Source organism: Campylobacter concisus (assembly GCF_002092855.1).
Lineage (GTDB): Bacteria > Campylobacterota > Campylobacteria > Campylobacterales > Campylobacteraceae > Campylobacter_A > Campylobacter_A concisus_AI.
On sequence record NZ_LVLC01000001.1, the window covers coordinates 125,786 to 146,268 of the forward strand.

12 protein-coding genes are annotated in these 20,483 nt (G+C 37.9%); 8 read left to right on the forward strand and 4 right to left on the reverse strand.

The window, feature by feature from the left end; all coding sequences use genetic code 11:
- The 3 genes from A3223_RS00590 to A3223_RS00600 are packed head-to-tail and all read right to left on the reverse strand — an operon-like array spanning nt 1 to nt 5,211.
- Nucleotides 1-1,929, reverse strand: coding sequence for a MacB family efflux pump subunit (locus tag A3223_RS00590; protein ID WP_084107926.1), 1,929 nt, complete (start codon nt 1,927-1,929; stop codon nt 1-3).
- Nucleotides 1,930-3,123: an efflux RND transporter periplasmic adaptor subunit gene (locus tag A3223_RS00595; protein WP_084107927.1), complete on the reverse strand. Its 1,194-nt coding sequence runs from the start codon at nt 3,121-3,123 to the stop codon at nt 1,930-1,932.
- 54 nt (nt 3,124-3,177) lie between these two features.
- Entirely contained in the window at nt 3,178-5,211 is a 2,034-nt protein-coding gene (locus A3223_RS00600; RefSeq protein WP_084107928.1) for an ATP-dependent helicase, read from the reverse strand.
- A gap of 64 nt (nt 5,212-5,275) precedes the next feature.
- Here A3223_RS00600 and pbpC point away from each other — a divergent pair, with 64 nt between their 5' ends.
- The 8 genes from pbpC (at nt 5,276) to A3223_RS00640 (ending at nt 19,566) form a co-directional block, all read left to right on the forward strand.
- The gene (gene pbpC / locus A3223_RS00605) at nt 5,276-7,444 is read left to right on the forward strand and encodes a penicillin-binding protein 1C (RefSeq protein WP_084107929.1); all 2,169 of its coding nucleotides are present in this window, start codon (nt 5,276-5,278) and stop codon (nt 7,442-7,444) included.
- Nucleotide 7,445: 1 nt separating this feature from the next.
- Entirely contained in the window at nt 7,446-12,566 is a 5,121-nt protein-coding gene (locus tag A3223_RS00610; RefSeq protein WP_084107930.1) for an alpha-2-macroglobulin family protein, read from the forward strand.
- 120 nt (nt 12,567-12,686) lie between these two features.
- Nucleotides 12,687-15,311, forward strand: coding sequence for a valine--tRNA ligase (locus A3223_RS00615; RefSeq protein ID WP_084109239.1), 2,625 nt, complete (start codon nt 12,687-12,689; stop codon nt 15,309-15,311).
- The gene (locus A3223_RS00620; protein WP_084107931.1) at nt 15,311-16,267 is read left to right on the forward strand and encodes a methionine ABC transporter ATP-binding protein; all 957 of its coding nucleotides are present in this window, start codon (nt 15,311-15,313) and stop codon (nt 16,265-16,267) included. Before A3223_RS00615 ends, A3223_RS00620 begins: the two co-directional genes overlap by 1 nt.
- Nucleotides 16,267-16,941 (forward strand): methionine ABC transporter permease, encoded by a 675-nt coding sequence (locus A3223_RS00625; protein ID WP_021086223.1) that lies wholly within the window; start codon nt 16,267-16,269, stop codon nt 16,939-16,941. Before A3223_RS00620 ends, A3223_RS00625 begins: the two co-directional genes overlap by 1 nt.
- A gap of 259 nt (nt 16,942-17,200) precedes the next feature.
- Entirely contained in the window at nt 17,201-17,983 is a 783-nt protein-coding gene (locus A3223_RS00630) for a MetQ/NlpA family ABC transporter substrate-binding protein (RefSeq protein WP_084107932.1), read from the forward strand.
- Between the two features lie 75 nt (nt 17,984-18,058).
- Nucleotides 18,059-18,838: a MetQ/NlpA family ABC transporter substrate-binding protein gene (locus A3223_RS00635; protein ID WP_084107933.1), complete on the forward strand. Its 780-nt coding sequence runs from the start codon at nt 18,059-18,061 to the stop codon at nt 18,836-18,838.
- A 137-nt stretch (nt 18,839-18,975) separates the two neighbouring features.
- Entirely contained in the window at nt 18,976-19,566 is a 591-nt protein-coding gene (locus A3223_RS00640; protein ID WP_084107934.1) for a DedA family protein, read from the forward strand.
- Nucleotides 19,567-19,638: 72 nt separating this feature from the next.
- On the opposite strand, the gene murI is transcribed toward A3223_RS00640, so the two are convergent.
- On the reverse strand, nt 19,639-20,427 hold the full coding sequence (gene murI / locus A3223_RS00645) for a glutamate racemase (protein WP_084107935.1): 789 nt from the start codon (nt 20,425-20,427) through the stop codon (nt 19,639-19,641).
- Nucleotides 20,428-20,483: the final 56 nt, after the last annotated feature.

Here is a 20,483-nt window from a genome sequence, read left to right on the forward strand (position 1 = left end):
TTACTCCCTTGAAAGCGCATCTATTGGATTTAGTTTTGAGGCGTTTTTAGCTGGCATGTAGCCAAAGATGATGCCAATAGCCATCGACGTGACAAGTGCAAGCACGATCGAGCCGTTTGAAAAGATCATGCTAAAGCCGTTTAAGAAGTTGTTAAAGATATAGCCGATCGCGTAGGATAGGACGATGCCGATGGCTCCGCCGATAAGGCAAAGTAGCACCGCCTCTATCAAAAACTGCTGCAAGATGTTGCTCTGTCTAGCTCCGATCGCCATTTTTATGCCTATCTCTTTGGTGCGCTCGGTGACTGAAACTAGCATGATGTTCATGACGCCTATGCCCCCAACTACGAGCGAGACGACTGCTATGCTTGAGATGAGAAGGCGCATGGTTGAGATGGTCTCTTCGATCGTTTGCTTGATGCTGTCTGAGTTTCTTGTAAAAAAATCCTTTTTGCCGTGCTTGATCTCTAAAAGCTCAGTTAGTGTTTTTTCGGCGATTTGCGCATTGACGCCCTCATTTACTTTGGCGGTTATCGAACTTATAAATTTATCTCCAGTGACCTTGTTTAGCACAGTCGTGTATGGGGCGTAAATTTTAAGCGTGCTTGAATCGCCCATCTTAAAATCATCCTTTTGCAAAACGCCGATAATGCGAAGTGGCTTTTTGTTAAAAAGTATGATCTTGCCGATAGGATCATCATTTTTAAAGATGCTATTTTTGGTGTTTTGATCGATTAGTGCGACTGAATCTGAGTTTAAAACCTCGTCATCATCGTAAATTCTGCCCTCTTCTAGCTTTAGCCCATTTACATCAAAGCTCCCTACTCCACCGCCTTTTAAGCTCGCACTTAGCGAGATATTTTCATAAGTTAGCACGCCTGAGGTGCTTGTGTTTGGAGTGACTGAGTCAAGAAACGACTGCTTTGAGAGCATATTTGCATCACTTATAGAGAGCGTTTTTACCCTGCCTGAGAGCATATCGCCAAAGCCTTTTCCTGGCATGATATCGATCGTATTTGTACCGATCTTTCTGATGCCAGCTAAAATTTGCTCCTGTGAGCCTTTGCCAAGAGCTACGACGCTAATGACCGCCGTGATGCCAATTATAATGCCAAGCATCGTTAAAAGCGATCTTAATTTATGAGCTAGCATCGCATTTACCGACATTTTAAAGCTTTCAATTAGCTGATCTTTATAGTAGGTAAATTTGCTCTTTTCTGGCTGAGTTTGCTTTTTGGCCTCAAAAATTTCACTGTTTTTTACATTATCACTTACGATGTTGCCATCTTTTATCTCGATCACACGACTCGCGTACTCTGCGATCTTTGGGTCGTGCGTGACGATGATGATAGTGTGGCCTTTTTTGTAAAGATCCACTAAAATTTCCATCACCCTTAGACCACTTTTGCTATCAAGCGCGCCTGTTGGCTCGTCAGCCAAGATGATCTCACCACCATTCATCAGCGCCCTTGCTATGGAGACTCTTTGCTGTTGTCCGCCTGAGAGTTTATTTGGTAAATTTTTAGCCTTTTCACTAAGTCCAAGAGAGTCTAAAATCTCCATTCCTCTTTTTTCTCGGTCGCTCTTATTTGCACCTGCGTAGATGCTAGGAAGCGCGACATTTTCAAGGGCGTTCATCGTGCTAAGAAGGTTATATCTTTGAAAGATAAAGCCAAATTTATCTCGCCTCAGCTTAGCAAGTGCGTCGCTATCAAATTTTGATATATCTTTGCCGTCTAGCAAGTACTGCCCGCCACTTGGGCTATCTAAGCAGCCAAGGATGTTCATCAGCGTTGATTTGCCAGAGCCAGACTGACCGATAATGGCTATAAATTCGCCCTTTTTTATCTCTAAATTTATACCATGCAAGATCTCTATCTCATTATCGCCAAGCTTAAAGCTTTTTGTGATATTTTTTAGACTTATCACTTAAAACTTCTTATTTTCTTTTTCGATCATCTTGGCTATCTCGCTTGCTGAGCCTTGAGATGTGATGATCTCATCGCCTTCGTTTATGCCGCTAATGATCTGCGTATCGAGGTTGTCTTTTATGCCGGTTTTGACCGCTGTTTTTACCGCTTTGCCATCTTTTAGAACATAGACAAAAGTGCCATTTTCATCTCTTTTAATGCCGATACTTGGTACGATGATAGCGTCCTTTACGTTTGCTATTAAAAGCTCATTTTGTGTTGTCATGCCTATTCTTAAAATTTTATCTTTATTTTCAACTATGCTTTGCGCGTAATAATAAACAGCTGAGTTGCTTGAAGTGCTTGAGCTTGTGGATTTGCTACTACTGCTAGAGCCATAGCTACCATCGCTTAATGTCGTTAAGCCAGGGTCAATTGAGCTAACCGTTGTTTGAAATTTTTTCGTTGGCTCAGATAGGATCGAGTATTCAACTGGCGTGCCGACTTTTATCTTTGTGATGTCGCCCTCTGCTATTTGCATCTTCATCTTGACATAGCTAAGATCTGCGATCTTTACGATAGTTGGCGTAGTTTGATTAGCATTTACAGTCTGTCCCTCTTCGACCTGTACACTTACTATTATGCCATCTCTTGGAGCGGTAATCTTTGTGTAGCCTAAATTTATCTTGGCCGTACTTAGCTCGATATTTGTCTGCTTTATCTGAGCCTCAAGCTCCTTTATCTTGGCACTATTTGCGCTAAAAGTATTTTTTGCACTTTCAAATTCTTGTTTTGAAGTGGCGTTTTTGGCAAAAAGTGCATTTTCTCTATCAAACTGCGTTTTAGCGATATTTAGAGCCACTTTTGCACTTTTAAGTTGAGCTTTGTAGATAGCAAGCTGAGCTTCTTTATTGTCTATGCTATTTTGCTGGGTCGAGCTATCGATGCTTGCGATCATATCGCCTTTTTTGACCTGATCTCCAAGCTTAACGTAGAGTTTTTTTATCTGGCCGCTCACTTGGGCACCCACATCAACTAGCTCGGTAGCGAAAATTTCTCCAGTCGCATCGACCTTTTTGCTAAATGAACCTTTCTTTGCCTTTTTGGTGATAAACTCCACCTTTTCATCTTTTATCTTAAAAAAATTATCATAGATAAAATATCCGCCGACGCTTAAAATAAGCAGGATTATTAAAATTTTAGATTTTTTCATTACTTCTCTTTGTAAAAAATTGGTCAATTTTACTTAATAAGATTAAAATTCTCTTTAAACTTCCTCTTTTGCCATGCCAGCCTCTATCAAAAACCTACTTGGCTGATAATTCACCTTCTTTATCTTGTCGTATTTTGCGTAGCTAAGATAGAGCTCGTCTTTTGCACGAGTTACAGCTACGTAAAAGAGCCGCCTCTCTTCTTCTAGGCTGCCGCCCATGCTCATTAGCTTTAAATTTGGAAAACGGTTTTGCGCAAGATCGACGATAAAAACTTGGTCAAACTCAAGCCCCTTGCTCGCATGCACGCTAAGCAAGCTAACACCCTGCCCTTCGCTCATCTCATTGCTTCCAAGGGCTAAGAAGTTATAAAATTTACTGATATCTTGATATTTTTTAGCTAGCTCGCTTAGCACCACACTCTTTGCCATTATGCGCTCTTTGACCTCTTCTTTTAGAGCAAGATCGATGTTGCCATTTTTTAGAGTTGCCCTTTTTGTACTGAGATTTTCAACGATGAGAGAGTAAATTTTACTAGTTTTTATCTCATTTATCATCGTGGCTGGCTTTGAGATATTTCTCATGCCCTTTAAAAAGTTGTAAATTTCATATAAAAACTGCGCCCCACTCTCGCTTAGCTTTTGTAGTTTTAGCACTGGATGGCCTAGAAATTTATCACTAAAGCCAAGCTTAGAAAACCTTGAAACCTCGGCAAATTCATCAAGGTCGTCAAAAAGGCCTAGCTGGTAGTTTCGCCTTTTATTTGATGAGATATTTATGCTCTCGTCTGGCTCAACTATCCCTTTTATTAAATTTCCATGCCCAAGCTTAAGCAGCGCGTCAAAAATTTCCTTGCTAACTGCGCTACCAACGCCCTTTGCGTATTCGCAAATGTGGATAAACGCCATTATATCTTTTGGATTGACATAAATTCCCATGATGTCAATGAGCGCCTTGATCTCACGGCTCTCAAAGAAGCTCACCCCACCCTTTCGCTTTGAGCCGATGCCTCGCTCTTTTAGCGCGACTTCTATGCCATCGGCTGATGAGTTATTTCTAAAAATTATGGCGATATTTTCTCTATTAAATGGCGAGAGCGAGATGATATCAGCGATGTTTTGATACTGATCAAAAAGCTCGTTATAGACAAGCAGCCTTGGAGGCTTGAAATTTCCCTCACGGCTCACGGTTAGGTGCTTTTTATAAAGCCTTGGATTGTTGTTTATTACCTTATTTGCAAGGGCAAGTATGCTTGAGCTTGAGCGGTAATTTACATTTAAAGCGTAGATATTTGCGTTTGGGAAGCGATCTTTAAATGAACCTATTATCTCGATATTTGCGCCGTTAAATGCGTAGATGCTCTGGTCAAAATCGCCCACGCAAAATAGGCTCTTTGTCGCAAATGCGTCTATTAGGCTGCCTTGAAGCGTGTTTGTGTCTTGATACTCGTCGATCAAAATTTCATCATAAGCTAAATTTGCTCCCTTTTTTAGCTCGTCGCGCATTTTTATAAGAAGGTCGTTAAAGTCAGCATAAGAAAATTTAGCCTTTTCAGCCTCAAACTCCTCTAAAACATCTTCATAAATTTCAGCATAAACGCCCTGCTCTTCGCTCTTATCGCTTATCCATTTGCCAAATGTTGTGCCTTGTTCGCTGTTTTGAAAGAGCGAGTAAAGGTCGTATAAATATGCTCCGCCGTAAGGCTTGACATCGCTTAAATGGTAAAATTTACGCCTCTCAACAAGACTTTTTAAAAGCGTCTTTAGCTCGCTTGGCTGCTTTAGCGTGACGCCTTTATCAAGGCTTTTTAAAAGCGAAAATGAGACCGAGTGAAAGGTGCCTGCGGTGATTTTGGAGGTGATTTGTTTGTCAAAATACCTATTTAAGCGCTCTATCATCTCGCTGGCTGCTTTGTTGGTAAATGTTAGAAGCAAAATTTTCTCTGGCTTTACGCCTAAATTTAAAAGATGTGCGATGCGAGCGACTATGGTGCTAGTCTTGCCAGTGCCAGCTGAAGCGATGATGAGATTGTGTCCAAATGGCGCAGTTGCGGCAGTATATTGTTCTTTGTTTAACCTAGATAAGGGCATTGTTTCCTCTTTTTAAAAAGGCCTAATTATAGCTACTTAAACTTTAACAGCTATAATCACGCGGATGAAAAAGTTTAAATTTCTAAAATTCCTTGCCTTATTTTTGGCTTTAGTGGTTGCTATTTTTTTGATATTAGATCAAATTTATCCACTAAATTTAGAGGCGCTTAAAAAAGATGAAGCCAAAATTTTGCTTGATAAAAATGGCGAGATCATAAATATGAAGCTTAGTAGCGATGGAATTTGGAGATTTCACGAGCAAAGCTTCCCAAACTCGCTAAAACAATGCGTCGTGCTCTTTGAAGATAGGTATTTTTACTACCATTTTGGAGTAAATTTTGCCTCCATTTTTAGAGCATTTTTTCACAACCTAAGAAGCGACAACCGCATAGGTGCTAGCACTATCACGATGCAAGTGGCAAGGATGCTTGAACCAAATGAGAGGAGCTATAAAAATAAGATAAGAGAAATTTTTAGAGCATTTCAGCTCGAGCTTCACTTTAGCAAGGATGAAATTTTAAATTTTTATCTAAATTTAGCTCCATATGGTGGCAATATCGAAGGTGCAAAGGCGGCAAGTTTTTTTTATTTTGGCAAGGAGCTAAATGAGCTAAGCTACGCTCAGGCCGCACTTTTAAGCACAATACCTAAAAATCCAAATAAAAATAGACTTGACCGCGTCTCAAACATAAATGCTCTAAAAAACAGAGTCATAAAGATGCTTTACAAGGCAAATTTAATTGATCTTAGCGCATTTAAAAGGGCCCAAGCTGAGCCATTTAAAAATGTAAGAGCAAAAGCTATCGTAACCGCGGAAGATTATGCAAATGTCGCTTTTAAAAACCAAATTTCAAAGGCGAGTTTGGATCTAAATTTACAAAAAGATATGCTTAAAATTTTAAAAGATGCGATGTTTTCGCTAAAGGCTAAAAATGCAAACAACGCTGCTGCCGTGGTCATTGATAACAAAAAAATGAGCGTTGTTGCCTTCATAGGCTCGCACGATGAGCACGCACGTGATGGCAAAAACTCAGCCCTAAATATGAAACGAAATACCGGCAGCACACTAAAGCCTTTTATCTACTCGCTTGCTCTTGATAGCGGGCTTATAACGCCAAATTCGCAGTTAATAGACACGCAAATTTATATAAAAGAGTATGCTCCAAAGAATTTTAGTAATGATTTTTTAGGTATCGTAAGCGCAAAAGATGCTCTAAATTTCAGCCTAAATATTCCGGTTATAAATTTAAACTTAAAACTAAAAGACAATTCGCTTTATGAGCTACTCGAAAAGGTAAATTTAGTAGATGAAAATAAGGAGTATTATGGAGCTTCTATAACGCTTGGAAGTGCTGAAATGAGCCTGCTTGATCTTGCTCATCTTTATACTATTTATGCAAATGACGGCATTTATAGGCCGCTTGAGTTTGCTGGCAAAAACTACAAAAATGAGGAGAAAAATGTAACTCTCATCTCGCCTCAAAGTGCCTATTTGACTGCTAAAATGCTAAGTGAAGCCTCAAGATCGTATCTAAAAAATGCTTGGCAGTACGCCCAAAATACGCCAAAGATTGCTTTTAAAACTGGCACAAGCGCAAACTCACGTGATCTTTACGCCATAGGCGTTGATGAAAATTACACAATTGCTATTTGGATTGGAAATTTTAATGCCGGTAAAACCGATAAATTAACAGGACTAAATGACGTATCAAAGAGTCTTTTTAATATGTTTAAGATAATCGCTCAAAAAGAGAAGTTAAGATTTATGAGTGAGCCAGATGGCATAGAAAAGCTGTCAACCTGCCTTGATGCCTTTAACTATGAAAAGTGCAAAAAAATGGCGCTTGATGATAGGATAAAGGGTGTAGATTTAAAAGATAAATGCGAAAGTTTAAGAGGCGAAGAGCTTGATTTTTTGGTTAAAAATGAGCTTTTGGATAAAGATGAGATACAAAAAAGTCCTTGTGCTGAAATTTTTAAAGATAAAAAGCCAGCTTTTGCCTATCCGTATGACGGTGAAGAGATAGTGACAGATGAAAATATTACACAAGTTATGGTAAAATGCTACGCGTTTTTAGGCGATGAAATTTACCTAAAAATAGATGATTTGAACTTTTCTAAGATAGAAAATGCAAGCGAAAAAAAGTTTGATCTAACTCTTGGCGAGCACAGCATAAAATGCCTTGATCAAAACTCAAATCAAAGTGAAATAACAATAAAAATAAGGAGATAAAATGTGGCAAAAAGTAGCACTTCTAGCACTTTTGGGAATGACAAATTTATATGCTTTGAGCCTAAATGGCACTGCGCAGATAAAATCGCCCCTAAGCGTAGAGTTTGGGCTAGAAGATAAAGTCGATAAAAATTTTGTTGGTATGCTAAGTGATAAAAAGCTACTTTTGTGCCAACCAGCATTAAATGGTACGGTTAGATTTAATAGTCAAAGCTTGCTGCTTTTTACAAAAGATATGCATGCTGGTTTGGATTATAGCTGCAAGCTTGAAAACGGAAGCACTGCTAGTTTTGCCACGAAAGAATTTGAGCTAACAAAGATAGAAAAAATAAGCGACAGCAAATATATACTTAAATTTAATGATGAAGTAAATATTGAAGCTGTTAAAAATATTGCTGTAAAAGATGCGAAATTTAAAGCAATTGAGCTTTCTAATAATAGCTTTGAGCTTAATCTTGATAAAAATTTAAGCAATCCAGTTTTTGATTTTGGTGAAAAATTTGAGAGCAAATTTGGCGCGACGCTTTCAGGTGAAACGATAGTAAATTTTGCCGATGAAATAAGCGAAGAAAGCGTAAATATAAATGATAATGCAAAGAGTCTTGAGATACCAGAAATTTATCCAGTGAGCCTTGATAATGGCATCTTGGGCTTTAGAATTTATCTAAAAAATTGGCTTGATGACGATATTAACTTAAAAAAATTTATAAATATTAAAGGCGTAAAAAACTTTAGCATTAGTGACGTTAAATATAGTGACAACTATGAAGAAAACTCAGAACTTAGCGAGTATTATTACTACATTGATATTACAAGTGACGATTTTAAGCCACAAAATAGTTATGAAATCACAATTAAACCCGGTTTTGGCGATGATAGAAATGTAGTAAGAGAAGAAAGTAGCTATGAAGTAGTAGCTGGCAATTTTACTCCATTTGCAAATTTTATAAATAATGAGCCATATATCTCAAGTGTTGGCGAAATCGGTATCAGAAGTGCAAATTTGCCTGAGTTAAATGTAAGCATTGAAAAGCTAAGTGATCAAAATTTTAGATATTTCTTAAATTTTAATGACAATAACGAAGAGTTAAGCAACTTCAGCACAAAAGTAGCAAGCAAAAGTTATAAGCTTGATGGCGCATTAAATGAAATTTCACTAAATAAAATCAAACTTGACTTTGCTGGAGCTGGAGACGGCGTTTATAAGATAAATTTAAACTACGGCAAAGATAAGAGCGTCTCAAAAGTAGTCTACCTAAGTGATATCGCCGTAAATGCAAAGCTTGGCAAGGATGAAATTTTCGTATTTGCAAATCGTCTTGGCGAAAATACAATGCTTCCAAATGCAAATGTAAAAATTTATGGTAAGAAAAACGAAGAGATCGCAGTTGGTGCGACAAATGATATAGGTGTTTTTAAATTCAATAAAAAAGATATTTACAAAGATATCTCCTCAGTGGTTGTCTCTCTTGGAAAAGAGCAAAATTTTCTTATTTTAAAAGAAGACGAAGCGCTAAATGAAGCAAAATTTATGAGCCAAAATGCCAGTGAGAGTATCGATGCGTATGTTCATTTTGCTTCAAATATCATAAGACCAAATGAGAGTTTAAAGGGTGCAATCTATCTAAGGGATAGAGATTTTAATCCTTTAAAAAATATGCCTATAAAGATAAAATTTTTCGATCCACAAGGCAAAAGTAGTGCTGAAATTTCAAAAAATACAAATGACGTTGGCATGGTAAATTTTGAAAAAGAGATACTAAGTGATCTAAGCGGTAGATTTAATATGCAAGTAATTTACGCAAGCAAAGTGATCTCAAATGTGCCATTTTTTGTTGAGAGTTTTATACCAAATAGGATAAAAAATGAGATAACGCTTGAGAGGGATAAATTTTTCGCAAATGAGCTTGTTAGAGCCAATCTGGCTAGTAACTATCTCTTTGGTGGCGCTGCTAGCGAGCTTGATGGCAGCATGCAGGTTAGCTTTTTTGATGATGAATATAAAAATAGCGAGTTCAAAGAGTATAAATTTAAAAACAATACGCTAAAACCAAGCGCTTATCCATCTTTTGAAAACGATCTCACTCTTTCAAAAGATGGTAAATCAAGCCAAATGATAGATCTTAGCTTTAGCACTAAAAATGCCTCTTCTATCATAACAGGCGTGATAAATTTCAATGTAAATGATGATGGCAAAAATGTAAGCGACACAAAAAGCTTTACGCTCTATCCTTACAAAGATATGGTCGGTATCGCAGCAAGCACGACATTTGCTGAGCCAAACGAAGATGTAAAAATAAGAACGGTTGTAGTAGATATGTCAAGTCAAAAGGCCGTAAAATCAAATTTAAAATTTGATATAAAACGTGTTACTTGGCAATACCAAAGAGATGCAAATGGCTATATAAAGTGGTTTCAAACTCTAGAAGATGTGGATAATTTTTATAAAGACAATGGCGAGTTTAGCTACAAATTTACACAAAGTGGCTCATATGTGATCATCGCTACAAATCTAGTAAGTGGAGCAAGCACAAGCCTTGATATGGACGTAAGTGGCTACAACTACTCAACTCTAGCGCCTACAAAAGAGCTTAGCAAATCTCAAATCAAACTAAATAAAAATATCTACAAAAAAGGCGATGAACTAAGTGCTGATATAAGCTCAGCCATAAAAGAAGGCATCGCTCTTGTTACACTTGAAGATGGTGGCGTGAAAGCCTACAAGGTCGTTAAGATAAAAAATAATTCAGCAAATGTGAAATTTAAACTTGATTTTGATTTTAGTGGACTTTACGTGAGTGCAAATATCTACCGCATGACAGATGGGGGATTAACTCCGTTTAGGACTTACGGTAAGGTCTATGCTAAAGCTGATAAGTCATCAAGGATACTTAATCTAAGTCTTGATGCACCAAATACGGCAAAAAGCGATGAAAATATAAAAATTTCTCTAAAAACAAAGCCAAAAGCTTATGTTAATTTATTTATCACAGATGTTGGCGTGCTTGATATAACGTCACAAAAGCCAGCTGATCCACTTAAATTTTTTGACAAAATTTTACCAGATGGCGTTTTTGATTATGACATTTATAATATGCTCACAAACTATAAGGTTGAGGGCAAAACTTTAAGCTTTGGTGGCGATATGGCGGCACTTGCCATGGAGGCAAAGATGGCAAAACATGCTAGCCCGGTTGATAGCAAAAATATAAAAACATACGCAAATTTGGTAAGTCTTCAAGCTGACGATAATGGTGAAATTTCATACGAGTTTAAAACGCCAAATGGCTTTAACTCTGCCATTAGAGTAGATGTCGTGGCAAATAATGAAAATAGTATGAATGCAGTAAATAAAGAAATTTTAGTAAAAGATGATGTGATTATTAAGCCAAGCGCGTTAGTTTATCTGCTAAAAGGCGATGAGTTAAATGCGAACTTAAGACTCATAAACACAACAAATGATGATAAAAATTTAACCATAAAAGTGGCTAGCAGTAAAAATTTAAGCATCAAAACAAAAGAAAATATAAATTTAAAGCCGCTTGAAAATAAAGCCTTTACATTTAAAATTTCAGCTCTTGAAGCTGGAGCTGGCGAATACAATATAACAATAAGCGACAAAAATAGCTCAAAAACAGCTCAAAATTTACTTGATGTAGTTAATCCTTATACGATTAGCACCTATGCAAAAAGTAGCGTCTTTGACAAAGAGAGCATGATCTCGCTTCCAAAAGGCTTTCACAATGTTGGTATAGATGCGTCAAGCTCGGTCTCAAGCGTGCTATTAGCAGCTTCTAAAAATTTAGTCGAGTATCCTTACGGATGTGCAGAGCAAAGGAGCTCAAGACTGCTTGCGCTTTTAAATTTAAAGCCAAAAGATGAGCTTGAAAAAAATGATCAAAAGAGATTTATTGCAAGCGGTATGAGTGAGCTAATTAAGATGCAAAAACAAGATGGTAGCTTTGGCTACTGGAGCGATCTAAGTAGTACTAATGCATTTGCTTCGATCTATGCAACTGATGTGCTGCTTGATCTTGAAGAGGCTGGATATGAGCTAAATAAAAATGTAAAGCAAAGAGCATTAAATTCGCTCTTAAAGTATACAAACACAGACATTGAAGCTCTATATGCTATTTATGTAAGCTCCCGCGCAAATGTTGCTGATAAATCGGTGCTAAATAAAATTTATGACCATAAAGCTTACAATACGACCGCACTTAATAAATATCTAATGGCAGCGGCTCTAAAGCTAAACGGCTTAAATGACGAAGCAAAGGTGGCGCTAAAAGATATCAAAAAAGCTCAGGTGACTGATTACAGCAGGGATTATTCTAGCTTTGGCTCAAAGATGAGAGATAATGCATTTATCTTGTATCTGAATGCAAAATATTTTGAGAAAAACGACTACTCAGATGATCTTGCAAATTTCTTGATCACAAATTTAAATGAGCTAAGCTCAACACAAGAGCGTGCATTTACCCTTAGAGCGCTAAATGCTTACTTTGGTAAAGATGTTGGCGAGAAAAATAATAAATTTAAGCTTAGCTACAATGGCGAAAGCAAAGAATTTGATGGCCTTTTAAGCGTATCATTTACAGCAAAAGATGGAAATTTTACCATTACACCGCTTGGTGAAAACAAGCTATATGCCACTATTTTAAGCTACGCTTATGTGCCACTTGAGATCAAGCATAAAATAGAGCCAAAAGAGCTTGATGTTTATAGAACGTTTGTCGATGAAAAAGGCAAAGAGCTAGGTCTTGACAGCCTAAGAGTAAATGATGTTATCTATTCAAAAATAGTGATAAATTCTAAAGCTATGGTTAAAAATGGCGTTATAAACGAGATCGTAAGTAGCTGCTTTGAGCCGATAAACGAAAATTTAAGTAATTTTACAAAGAGCCTAAAAAGTAGCTTACAAGTAGAATATAAAAGCATAAAAGATGACCGCGTACTAAGCTTTTACACACTAAGCAGTGATCAAAAAGACGCCGTGCTTTACACACCTTATAGGGTAAGACTTGGTGGCAAATGCTCTCTTGGTGCAGTCACAACTGAAAATATGTACAACGAAAGACAAAACGACTACGACCTAGCTCAGCGAAGCTTTAACGTCAAATAGGCTATTTAAACTCCGGGGCGGTAAACGCCCCAAGCCCATATTTCCCACTTTTGCAAAGATTTTTTTAAACAAATTTTGGATAGTATTAAGCATTTTTTAAACGAAACTGAGGAGATAAAAGTGGCAGAATTTTACAATGCAAAAGAGATAGAAGACAAATTTTATAAAATTTGGGAAGAACGTGGATACTTCGAGATAGACGCAAACAAAGATATCCAAAAAGATGGACGTAAATTTTGCATTATGATGCCACCTCCAAACGTGACTGGCTCGCTTCACATCGGACACGCCCTAACATTCACACTCCAAGATATCATGACTCGTTACAAGAGAATGGACGGCTATAAGACACTTTGGCAGCCAGGACTTGACCACGCTGGCATCGCCACTCAAAATGTCGTTGAAAAGCAGCTTTTAGCTCAAGGCATCAAAAAAGAAGAGCTTGGACGCGAGAAATTTGTAGAAAAAGTGTGGGAGTGGAAAGAAAAAAGCGGTGGCATGATCGTACATCAGATGCGAAAGCTTGGCATCACTCCGGCTTGGTCACGCCAGAGATTTACTATGGATGAGGGCTTAAGAAAAGCTGTAAAAAAAGCCTTTGTAAATTTATACGACAAAGGACTGATCGTTCAGAAGAACTACATGATAAACTGGTGTACGCACGATGGCGCACTCTCTGACATCGAGGTCGAGCACAAAGAGAATAAAGGCAAGCTTTATCATTTGAGATATTATTTTGTAGATAAGCCAAGCGATTTCGTTGTAGTGGCAACAACTCGCCCGGAGACCTACTTTGGCGACACCGCCGTAATGGTAAATCCAAACGACGAGCGCTATAAAAATTTAATCGGCAAAAAAGTGGTGCTACCTATCATAAATAGAGAGATCGAGATTATCGCGGACGAGCACGTTGATATGGAGTTTGGAACGGGCCTTGTTAAGGTCACACCTGCACACGATCAAAACGACTACGAGGTTGGCAAAAAGCACAACCTTGAGTTTATTACTGTATTTGACGAAAAGGGCATTTTAAACGATAAGTGCGATAAATTTGCAGGTCTTGAGAGGCTTGAGGCTAGAGATATCGTCGTAGCCGAGCTTGAAAAACTTGGCAATGTTGAAAAGATAGAGGACTACGAAAACCAAGTTGGTTACTGCTACCGCTGCAAAAACGTCGTCGAACCATACATCTCAAAGCAGTGGTTTGTAAAAAAAGAGATCGCAGACGAGGCGATACAAAAGGTCTCTGAAGGCCTTGCTAAATTTTACCCGCCACACTGGATAAACAGCTTTAACGCATGGATGAGAGAGCTAAGAGACTGGTGTATCTCACGCCAGCTTTGGTGGGGACATCAAATTCCAGTATTTTACTGCGATAATTGCGGTCATATGTGGGCTGACGAGGACGAGCCATGCGAGTGCAAAAAGTGTAAAAGTAAAAATTTCCACCAAGACCCAGATGTGCTAGATACGTGGTTTAGCTCTGGTCTTTGGCCTTTTAGCACACTTGGCTGGGGTAATGATAATGAGCTAAAAAATGAAAAATGGTTTGAAGGCGATTTGGCTGAATTTTATCCAAACAACCTTCTCATAACTGGCTTTGATATATTATTTTTCTGGGTTGCTAGGATGATGTTTCAGGGTGAAAATGCCCTTGGTAAGTTGCCGTTTGACGACATTTATCTGCACGCGCTTGTAAAGGATGAGTTTGGTAGAAAGATGAGCAAAAGCCTTGGCAATGTCATCGATCCGCTTGATAGCATAAATGAGTATAGCGCCGATATCTTGCGCTTTACGCTAACGCTTCTAGCTGTTCAAGGACGCGACATCAAGCTAAGCGACGCCAAGATGAAGCAGGTAAGAAATTTCACCAACAAGCTTTATAACGCGAGCAAATATCTCATGCTAAATGAGAGCAAATTTGTAAATTTAGAGAATATCAAGCTTCAAACAAAGCTTGGCATTTATATGAATAGTCGCTTTAACGAGTGCGTGAGAGAGGTGCGCGAAAACATCGACGCCTACCGCTTTAATGACGCAGCAAACACACTTTATAAATTCCTTTGGGATGAGTTTTGTGACTGGGGCATCGAGCTTAGCAAGGCTGATAAAGCGAGTGTAAAAGAGCTTGGAAGTATATTTAAAGAGGCGATGAAGCTGCTAAATCCTTTCATGCCATTTCTTTCAGAGTATCTATTCCAAGAGCTTAGCGGCACACAGCTTGAAAATGCAAAATCAATAATGGTTATGAGCTATCCAGAGATAAAAGAGCGAAATTTAGAGGTTGAGAAGAAATTTGAGCTAGTTATCGAAGCAATCGTGGCTATTCGCCGTGCAAAAGCGACTATCGATCTTGGCAACTCAAAGATCACAAAAGCCTTTGTTAAATTTAATGAAAAAATAGATCTTGATGAGGTTAAAGAGTATATCAAGCTGCTTGCAAAATGCGAAGAGATCGGCTTTGTAGATGAGAAAATAGAAAATTCAATAAGAGATGTGAGCGAAAATTTAGAGGCATTTGTCCCACTTGAAGGGCTTGATATGAGCGGTATCATCACAAGGCTAAGGTCTCAAAAGACAAAGCTTGAAAAAGAGATAGCCAAACTCTCAGGCATGCTAAATAACCAAAATTTCGTGGCAAACGCACCAAAAGAGGTCATAGAGACAAACAAAGAGGCGCTAGAGAGCGCTGAGGCTAAATTTAAAAAAGTATGTGAAGAATTAGAAGCTCTTGGAGAAAAATAGTGATAAAAATAGAGAAATTAAGCAAATTTTATGGTGATACGCAAATCCTTTTTGATATAAATTTAGAGGTTAAAAAGGGTGAAATTTTTGCTATCGTGGGTCATAGCGGTGCTGGTAAATCAACGCTTTTAAGATGCATAAACGGACTTGAGAGCTACCAAGGTGGCAGCCTAAAAGTCTTTGATAAAGAGATAAAAAATTTAGATGAGACGCAGCAGAGACATTTAAGGCGAGATGTTGGGATGATATTTCAGCATTTTGCTTTGATGGCTAGAAAAAACGTCTTTGAAAACGTCGCTACTCCGCTTAAATTTTGGGGTTACAAAAGCGATGAAACTGAAAAAAGAGTGAGAGAGCTTTTAAATTTAGTCGGTCTTGAAAATAAGGCAAAAAGCTATCCAAGCGAGCTAAGTGGCGGTCAAAAACAGCGTGTGGCGATCGCCAGAGCGCTTGCTTTAAATCCAAAAATTTTACTAAGCGACGAGGCGACTTCGGCTCTTGATCCAAACACGACAAATCAAATTTTAGAACTGCTTGAAAAGATAAACAAAGAGCTAGACATCAGCGTCGTCATCGTCACGCACGAGATGGAGGTTGTAAAATCGATCGCAAAACGTGCAATACTGCTTGAAGGTGGCAAGATCATAGGCTCTGGAAGCATCGAAGAGCTATTTTTAAAGCCAGATGAGAAGATGAAAGAGTTTTTGGGCGAAGTTGAAATTCTGCCAAGTACTGGCACAAATATCAGGCTATTTTTCCCAAAAGAAGTGGCCCAAAATAGCGTGATCACGCATATGGCTAGAAGCCTAAATATCGACTTTAACATAGTCTGGGGCAAGCTTGAGAAGCTAAACGAAAATGTTCTTGGCTCGCTCGTCATAAACATAGATGAAAAAGATAAAGAAAACGTGCTTAACTACATCAAGCAAAGTGGCGTTTTATGGGAGGTTGCTTGATGTTTGGTATTGATTTTTCTAAATTTCCAGATGTGTTTTCGAGGATACTGTTGCCAGCTATCGGCGAGACACTATATATGAGCATCGTCTCTACCCTGCTCGCCTTTGCCATAGGCCTCATACCTGCGGTTTTGCTCATCCTTTCAGACAAAGATGGACTAAAGCCAAACAAACAACTTTATTTTGTACTTGATATCGTTATAAACGTGCTTAGAAGCTTTCCGTTTATCATTTTAATCATCGTGCTCTTTCCTGTCACAAAAATGATCGTAGGCACAAGTATCGGCACTACGGCTGCGATCGTTCCGCTAACTATTGGCGCGGCTCCGTTTGTAGCAAGGCTCATTGAAAATGCTCTAAAAGAGGTTGATAAAGGCATAATTGAAGCCGCTCAAAGTTTTGGTAGTTCGAAATTTCAGATCATCTTTCGCGTGATGTTTGTAGAGGCACTTCCTGGCATTATCTCGGCATTTACGCTAACGCTTATTGTAAATATCGGCTTTTCAGCGATGGCTGGTGCGGTTGGCGGTGGCGGACTAGGATCTGTTGCTATAAACTACGGATATCAAAGATTTCGCCCAGATATCATGCTTTACACCGTGGTTATTCTTATCATTATGGTTCAAATTTTTCAAGTTTTAGGTAACTACTTATATAAAATTTCTAAAAAATAGGCCTTTGTTTTTATCTGATTTTAAGCTTTTTTCCTTAAAATTGCCCGAATTAATTTTTAGCTGAAAGGATAAAAGATGAAATCAGATATGTGCCACATGTGCCGCCTATTAAAAAACGCGTTGTCGAAAGACTAATCTCTAAGTACAAAATTTCTTTTTAAGTGCTTAGAACTAGCTTAAGCGCTTAAAAAGAAATTTAACCCTCTAGCTTAAATTTATCCTTTTTTGGTGCTTGGCAAATTTTAAAAAAGGATAATAAATGAAAAAACTACTTCTTACCTCTTTAGTTGCTCTTGGTCTTAGTGTAAGTGCAAATGCAGCTGATAAATCAAAAACAATAATCGTTGGTGCTACACCTATCCCACATGCTGAAATTTTAGAGGTTGTAAAGCCTATTTTGGCAAAAGATGGCTATACGCTTGAAATCAAAGAATTTAACGACTACACTACGCCAAACCTTGCAACAGAAGATGGCGATTTAGATGCAAATTTCTTTCAGCACCTTCCATATTTGGACGAATTTAACAAAAACAAGGGCACTCATCTTATAAAAACAGTTGGCGTTCATCTTGAGCCAATGGGAGTTTATTCTAAAAAGATAAAAGATATCAAAGATCTAAAAGATGGTTCGACTGTATCTATCCCAAATGATCCGACAAATGAAAGCCGTGCTTTAGATATCCTTGCAAATGCTGGACTTATTAAGCTAAACGATAATCCACTAAAAACTCCGCTTGATATAGTTGATAACCCTAAAAAGCTTAAATTTGAAGAGATCGAGACTGCTCAAGTGCCAAGAACGCTTGATGACGTTACTATTGCAGTTATCAACACAAATTACGCTCTAAATGCTAATCTTAATCCGGTAAAAGACGCACTTGTGCTTGAAAGCAAAAATAGCCCGTATGTAAACTACGTTGTAGTAAAGTCTGGCAACGAAAATAGCCCTAAAATAAAGGCTCTTGATAAGGCTATAAACTCATCAGAAGTTAAGAAATTTATCGAGATCAAATACAATGGCGCGATTCTTCCAGCGTTTTAATTAAAAATTTAAATAAGCGACGTGAAAGCTTTTACCTTTTTAGCGTCGCTTAAACCAAATAAAAAAGGAAAAACAATGAAATTTATCAAACTTTTAACCGCATCTTTAGTTGCTCTAAGCCTTCACGCAGCCGACAAAGACCACACTATCGTAGTCGGCGTCTCGCCAGTACCACACGCTGAAATTTTAGAATTTGTAAAGCCAAAGCTAAAAGATAAAGGCTACGACCTTGTTATCTCTGAAATTTCAGACTACTCTATCCCAAATGTCGCGACAGAAGATGGCAGTTTGGATGCAAATTTCTTTCAGCATTTACCATATCTTGAGGAGCAAAACAAGGCTAGAGGCTTGCATCTTGTAAGTGTTGCAAATGTCCATGTTGAGCCACTTGGCTTTTATTCTAAAAAGATAAAAAACATAAAAGAGTTAAAAGATGGTGCAAAAGTTGCGATCGCTTATGATCCATCAAATGGCAATAGAGCGCTTAGAATTTTAGAAAAGGCTGGTCTTATTGAGATCGATAAAAACGTAAAAGTCGCAACTATAAATGACATAACTAAAAATCCTAAAAATTTACAATTTGTAGAGCTTGAGGGTGCTCAGATACCAAGAACGCTTGACGATGTCGATATCGCTGCCATTAGTACAAATTTCGTCCTTGATCTTGGTATGAGTGTGGCAAAAGATGCACTTTTGCTTGAAGACGCCAATAGTCCTTACGCTAACATCATCGTCACAAAGGCTGGCAACGAAAATAACCCTAAGATCAAAGCTTTGATTGATGCGGTACTTAGCCCTGATACTAAAAATTTCATCATTACTCGCTATAAAGGTGAAGTTATACCTGCATTTTAAAAATGGGGCGAGCTTTCGCCCTATTTTGTTTCTAATTTTATTTTGTTTTACAAGCTACAAACTCTCTTTATTTTTGTCAAAAAGCTTAAGCTATGCTTTGCTAAAATGGCTCACTTTAAAATTTTTCAGGAATTTAAATGCTGCATGATGTTATTGATTTTATAGTTGCGAGCGTAAGTAGCTGGGGTTATGCTGGCATATTTGTGATGATGTTTTTAGAAAGCTCATTTTTTCCATTTCCAAGCGAGGTAGCGATGATACCAGCTGGTTATTTGGCACATAAAGGTGAAATGAGTTTAATTTTGGCCTTTCTTGCAGGTACGCTCGGTAGCTTACTTGGAGCTATTTTTAACTATTATCTTTGCTACTTTTTTGGACGTGAGATCGTTTTAAAATACGGCAAATTTGTGGGAATTACTCACGAAAAAATGGATAAATTTGAAGCATTTTTCAATAAACACGGCGAAATTTCTACATTTAACTCACGTCTGATTCCTGGCATTCGCCAATACATCAGCCTACCAGCCGGACTTGCTAAGATGAATATATTTAGATTTTGTCTATTTACCACACTTGGAGCTGGGATTTGGTGTGCTGTTTTGCTTGGAGTTGGCTATTTTCTAGGTTCAAATCCTAGCAAACAAACACTTTTAATAATCACGATCGCTCTTTTGGCTGTTGTTGCAGTAATAAGTGTGGTTTATATAATAAGGCAAAGAAAAGCCTAAATACATATAAAAATATGTAAAATTTAGTGTATTTTATAAAATTTTTACTTGTGATATTTAGTTAGATTTAACCTAACAAATCGCCCTCATCTTCTCTAATCTAGCTAAATTCCTTGAAATTTTATCTAGCTCAAATTTACTGAATACTTCATCACCAGAATAGAAGAATCTAACTTTTGGGGCTTTATTTAAAGTAGAAATTTTTATTCCAAGCTCACTTATAAGGCGGTTTATTGTCCCTTCGTTGCCATCAATTATGCTTATATTTGGCGGCAAAATTTCTCTTAGACTATCTTTAAAATAGTTAAAGTGCGTGCAGCCAAGCACCAAAAAGCTAAATTTGCTTAGATCAAATTTAGCTAACTCTTCTTTTAGATATGATTTTACATTCTCGGTGTCAAATTCCCCATTTTCAGCAAAATTTACAAGGCGTGGTAGAGCGAGCAGCTCAGTTTTATCTTTTGCGTGTAAATTTGCGATCAGCTCTTTTAGTTTTGCACCATTTACGGTGACCGGAGTGGCTATGACAAGCGTCTTTAAGGCATCATTATGGCTTAAGTCATGAGCTTTTTTTACAGCTGGCTCCATGCCGATTATGGGTACATTTAAATTTGCTCTAAGCTCTTTTATCGCCACGCTTGTTGCCGTATTACAAGCTACTACAACGGCGTTTGCGCCATTTTCTATGAGAAATTTCACCGCATCAAAGCTAAATTTTAAGATCTCATCCCTGCTCTTTTGTCCGTATGGGACATTTTTAACGTCTGCGTAATATAAAAATTCATGCTCGCTAAGCTTGCTTAAAGCTTCATTTAAGACACTCAGTCCGCCAAGTCCTGAGTCAAATATACCTATCTTCATGCCCATCCTTAAAGCCTGCAATTATAGCAAATAATATCTTTGTAAGCCGTTTTTTA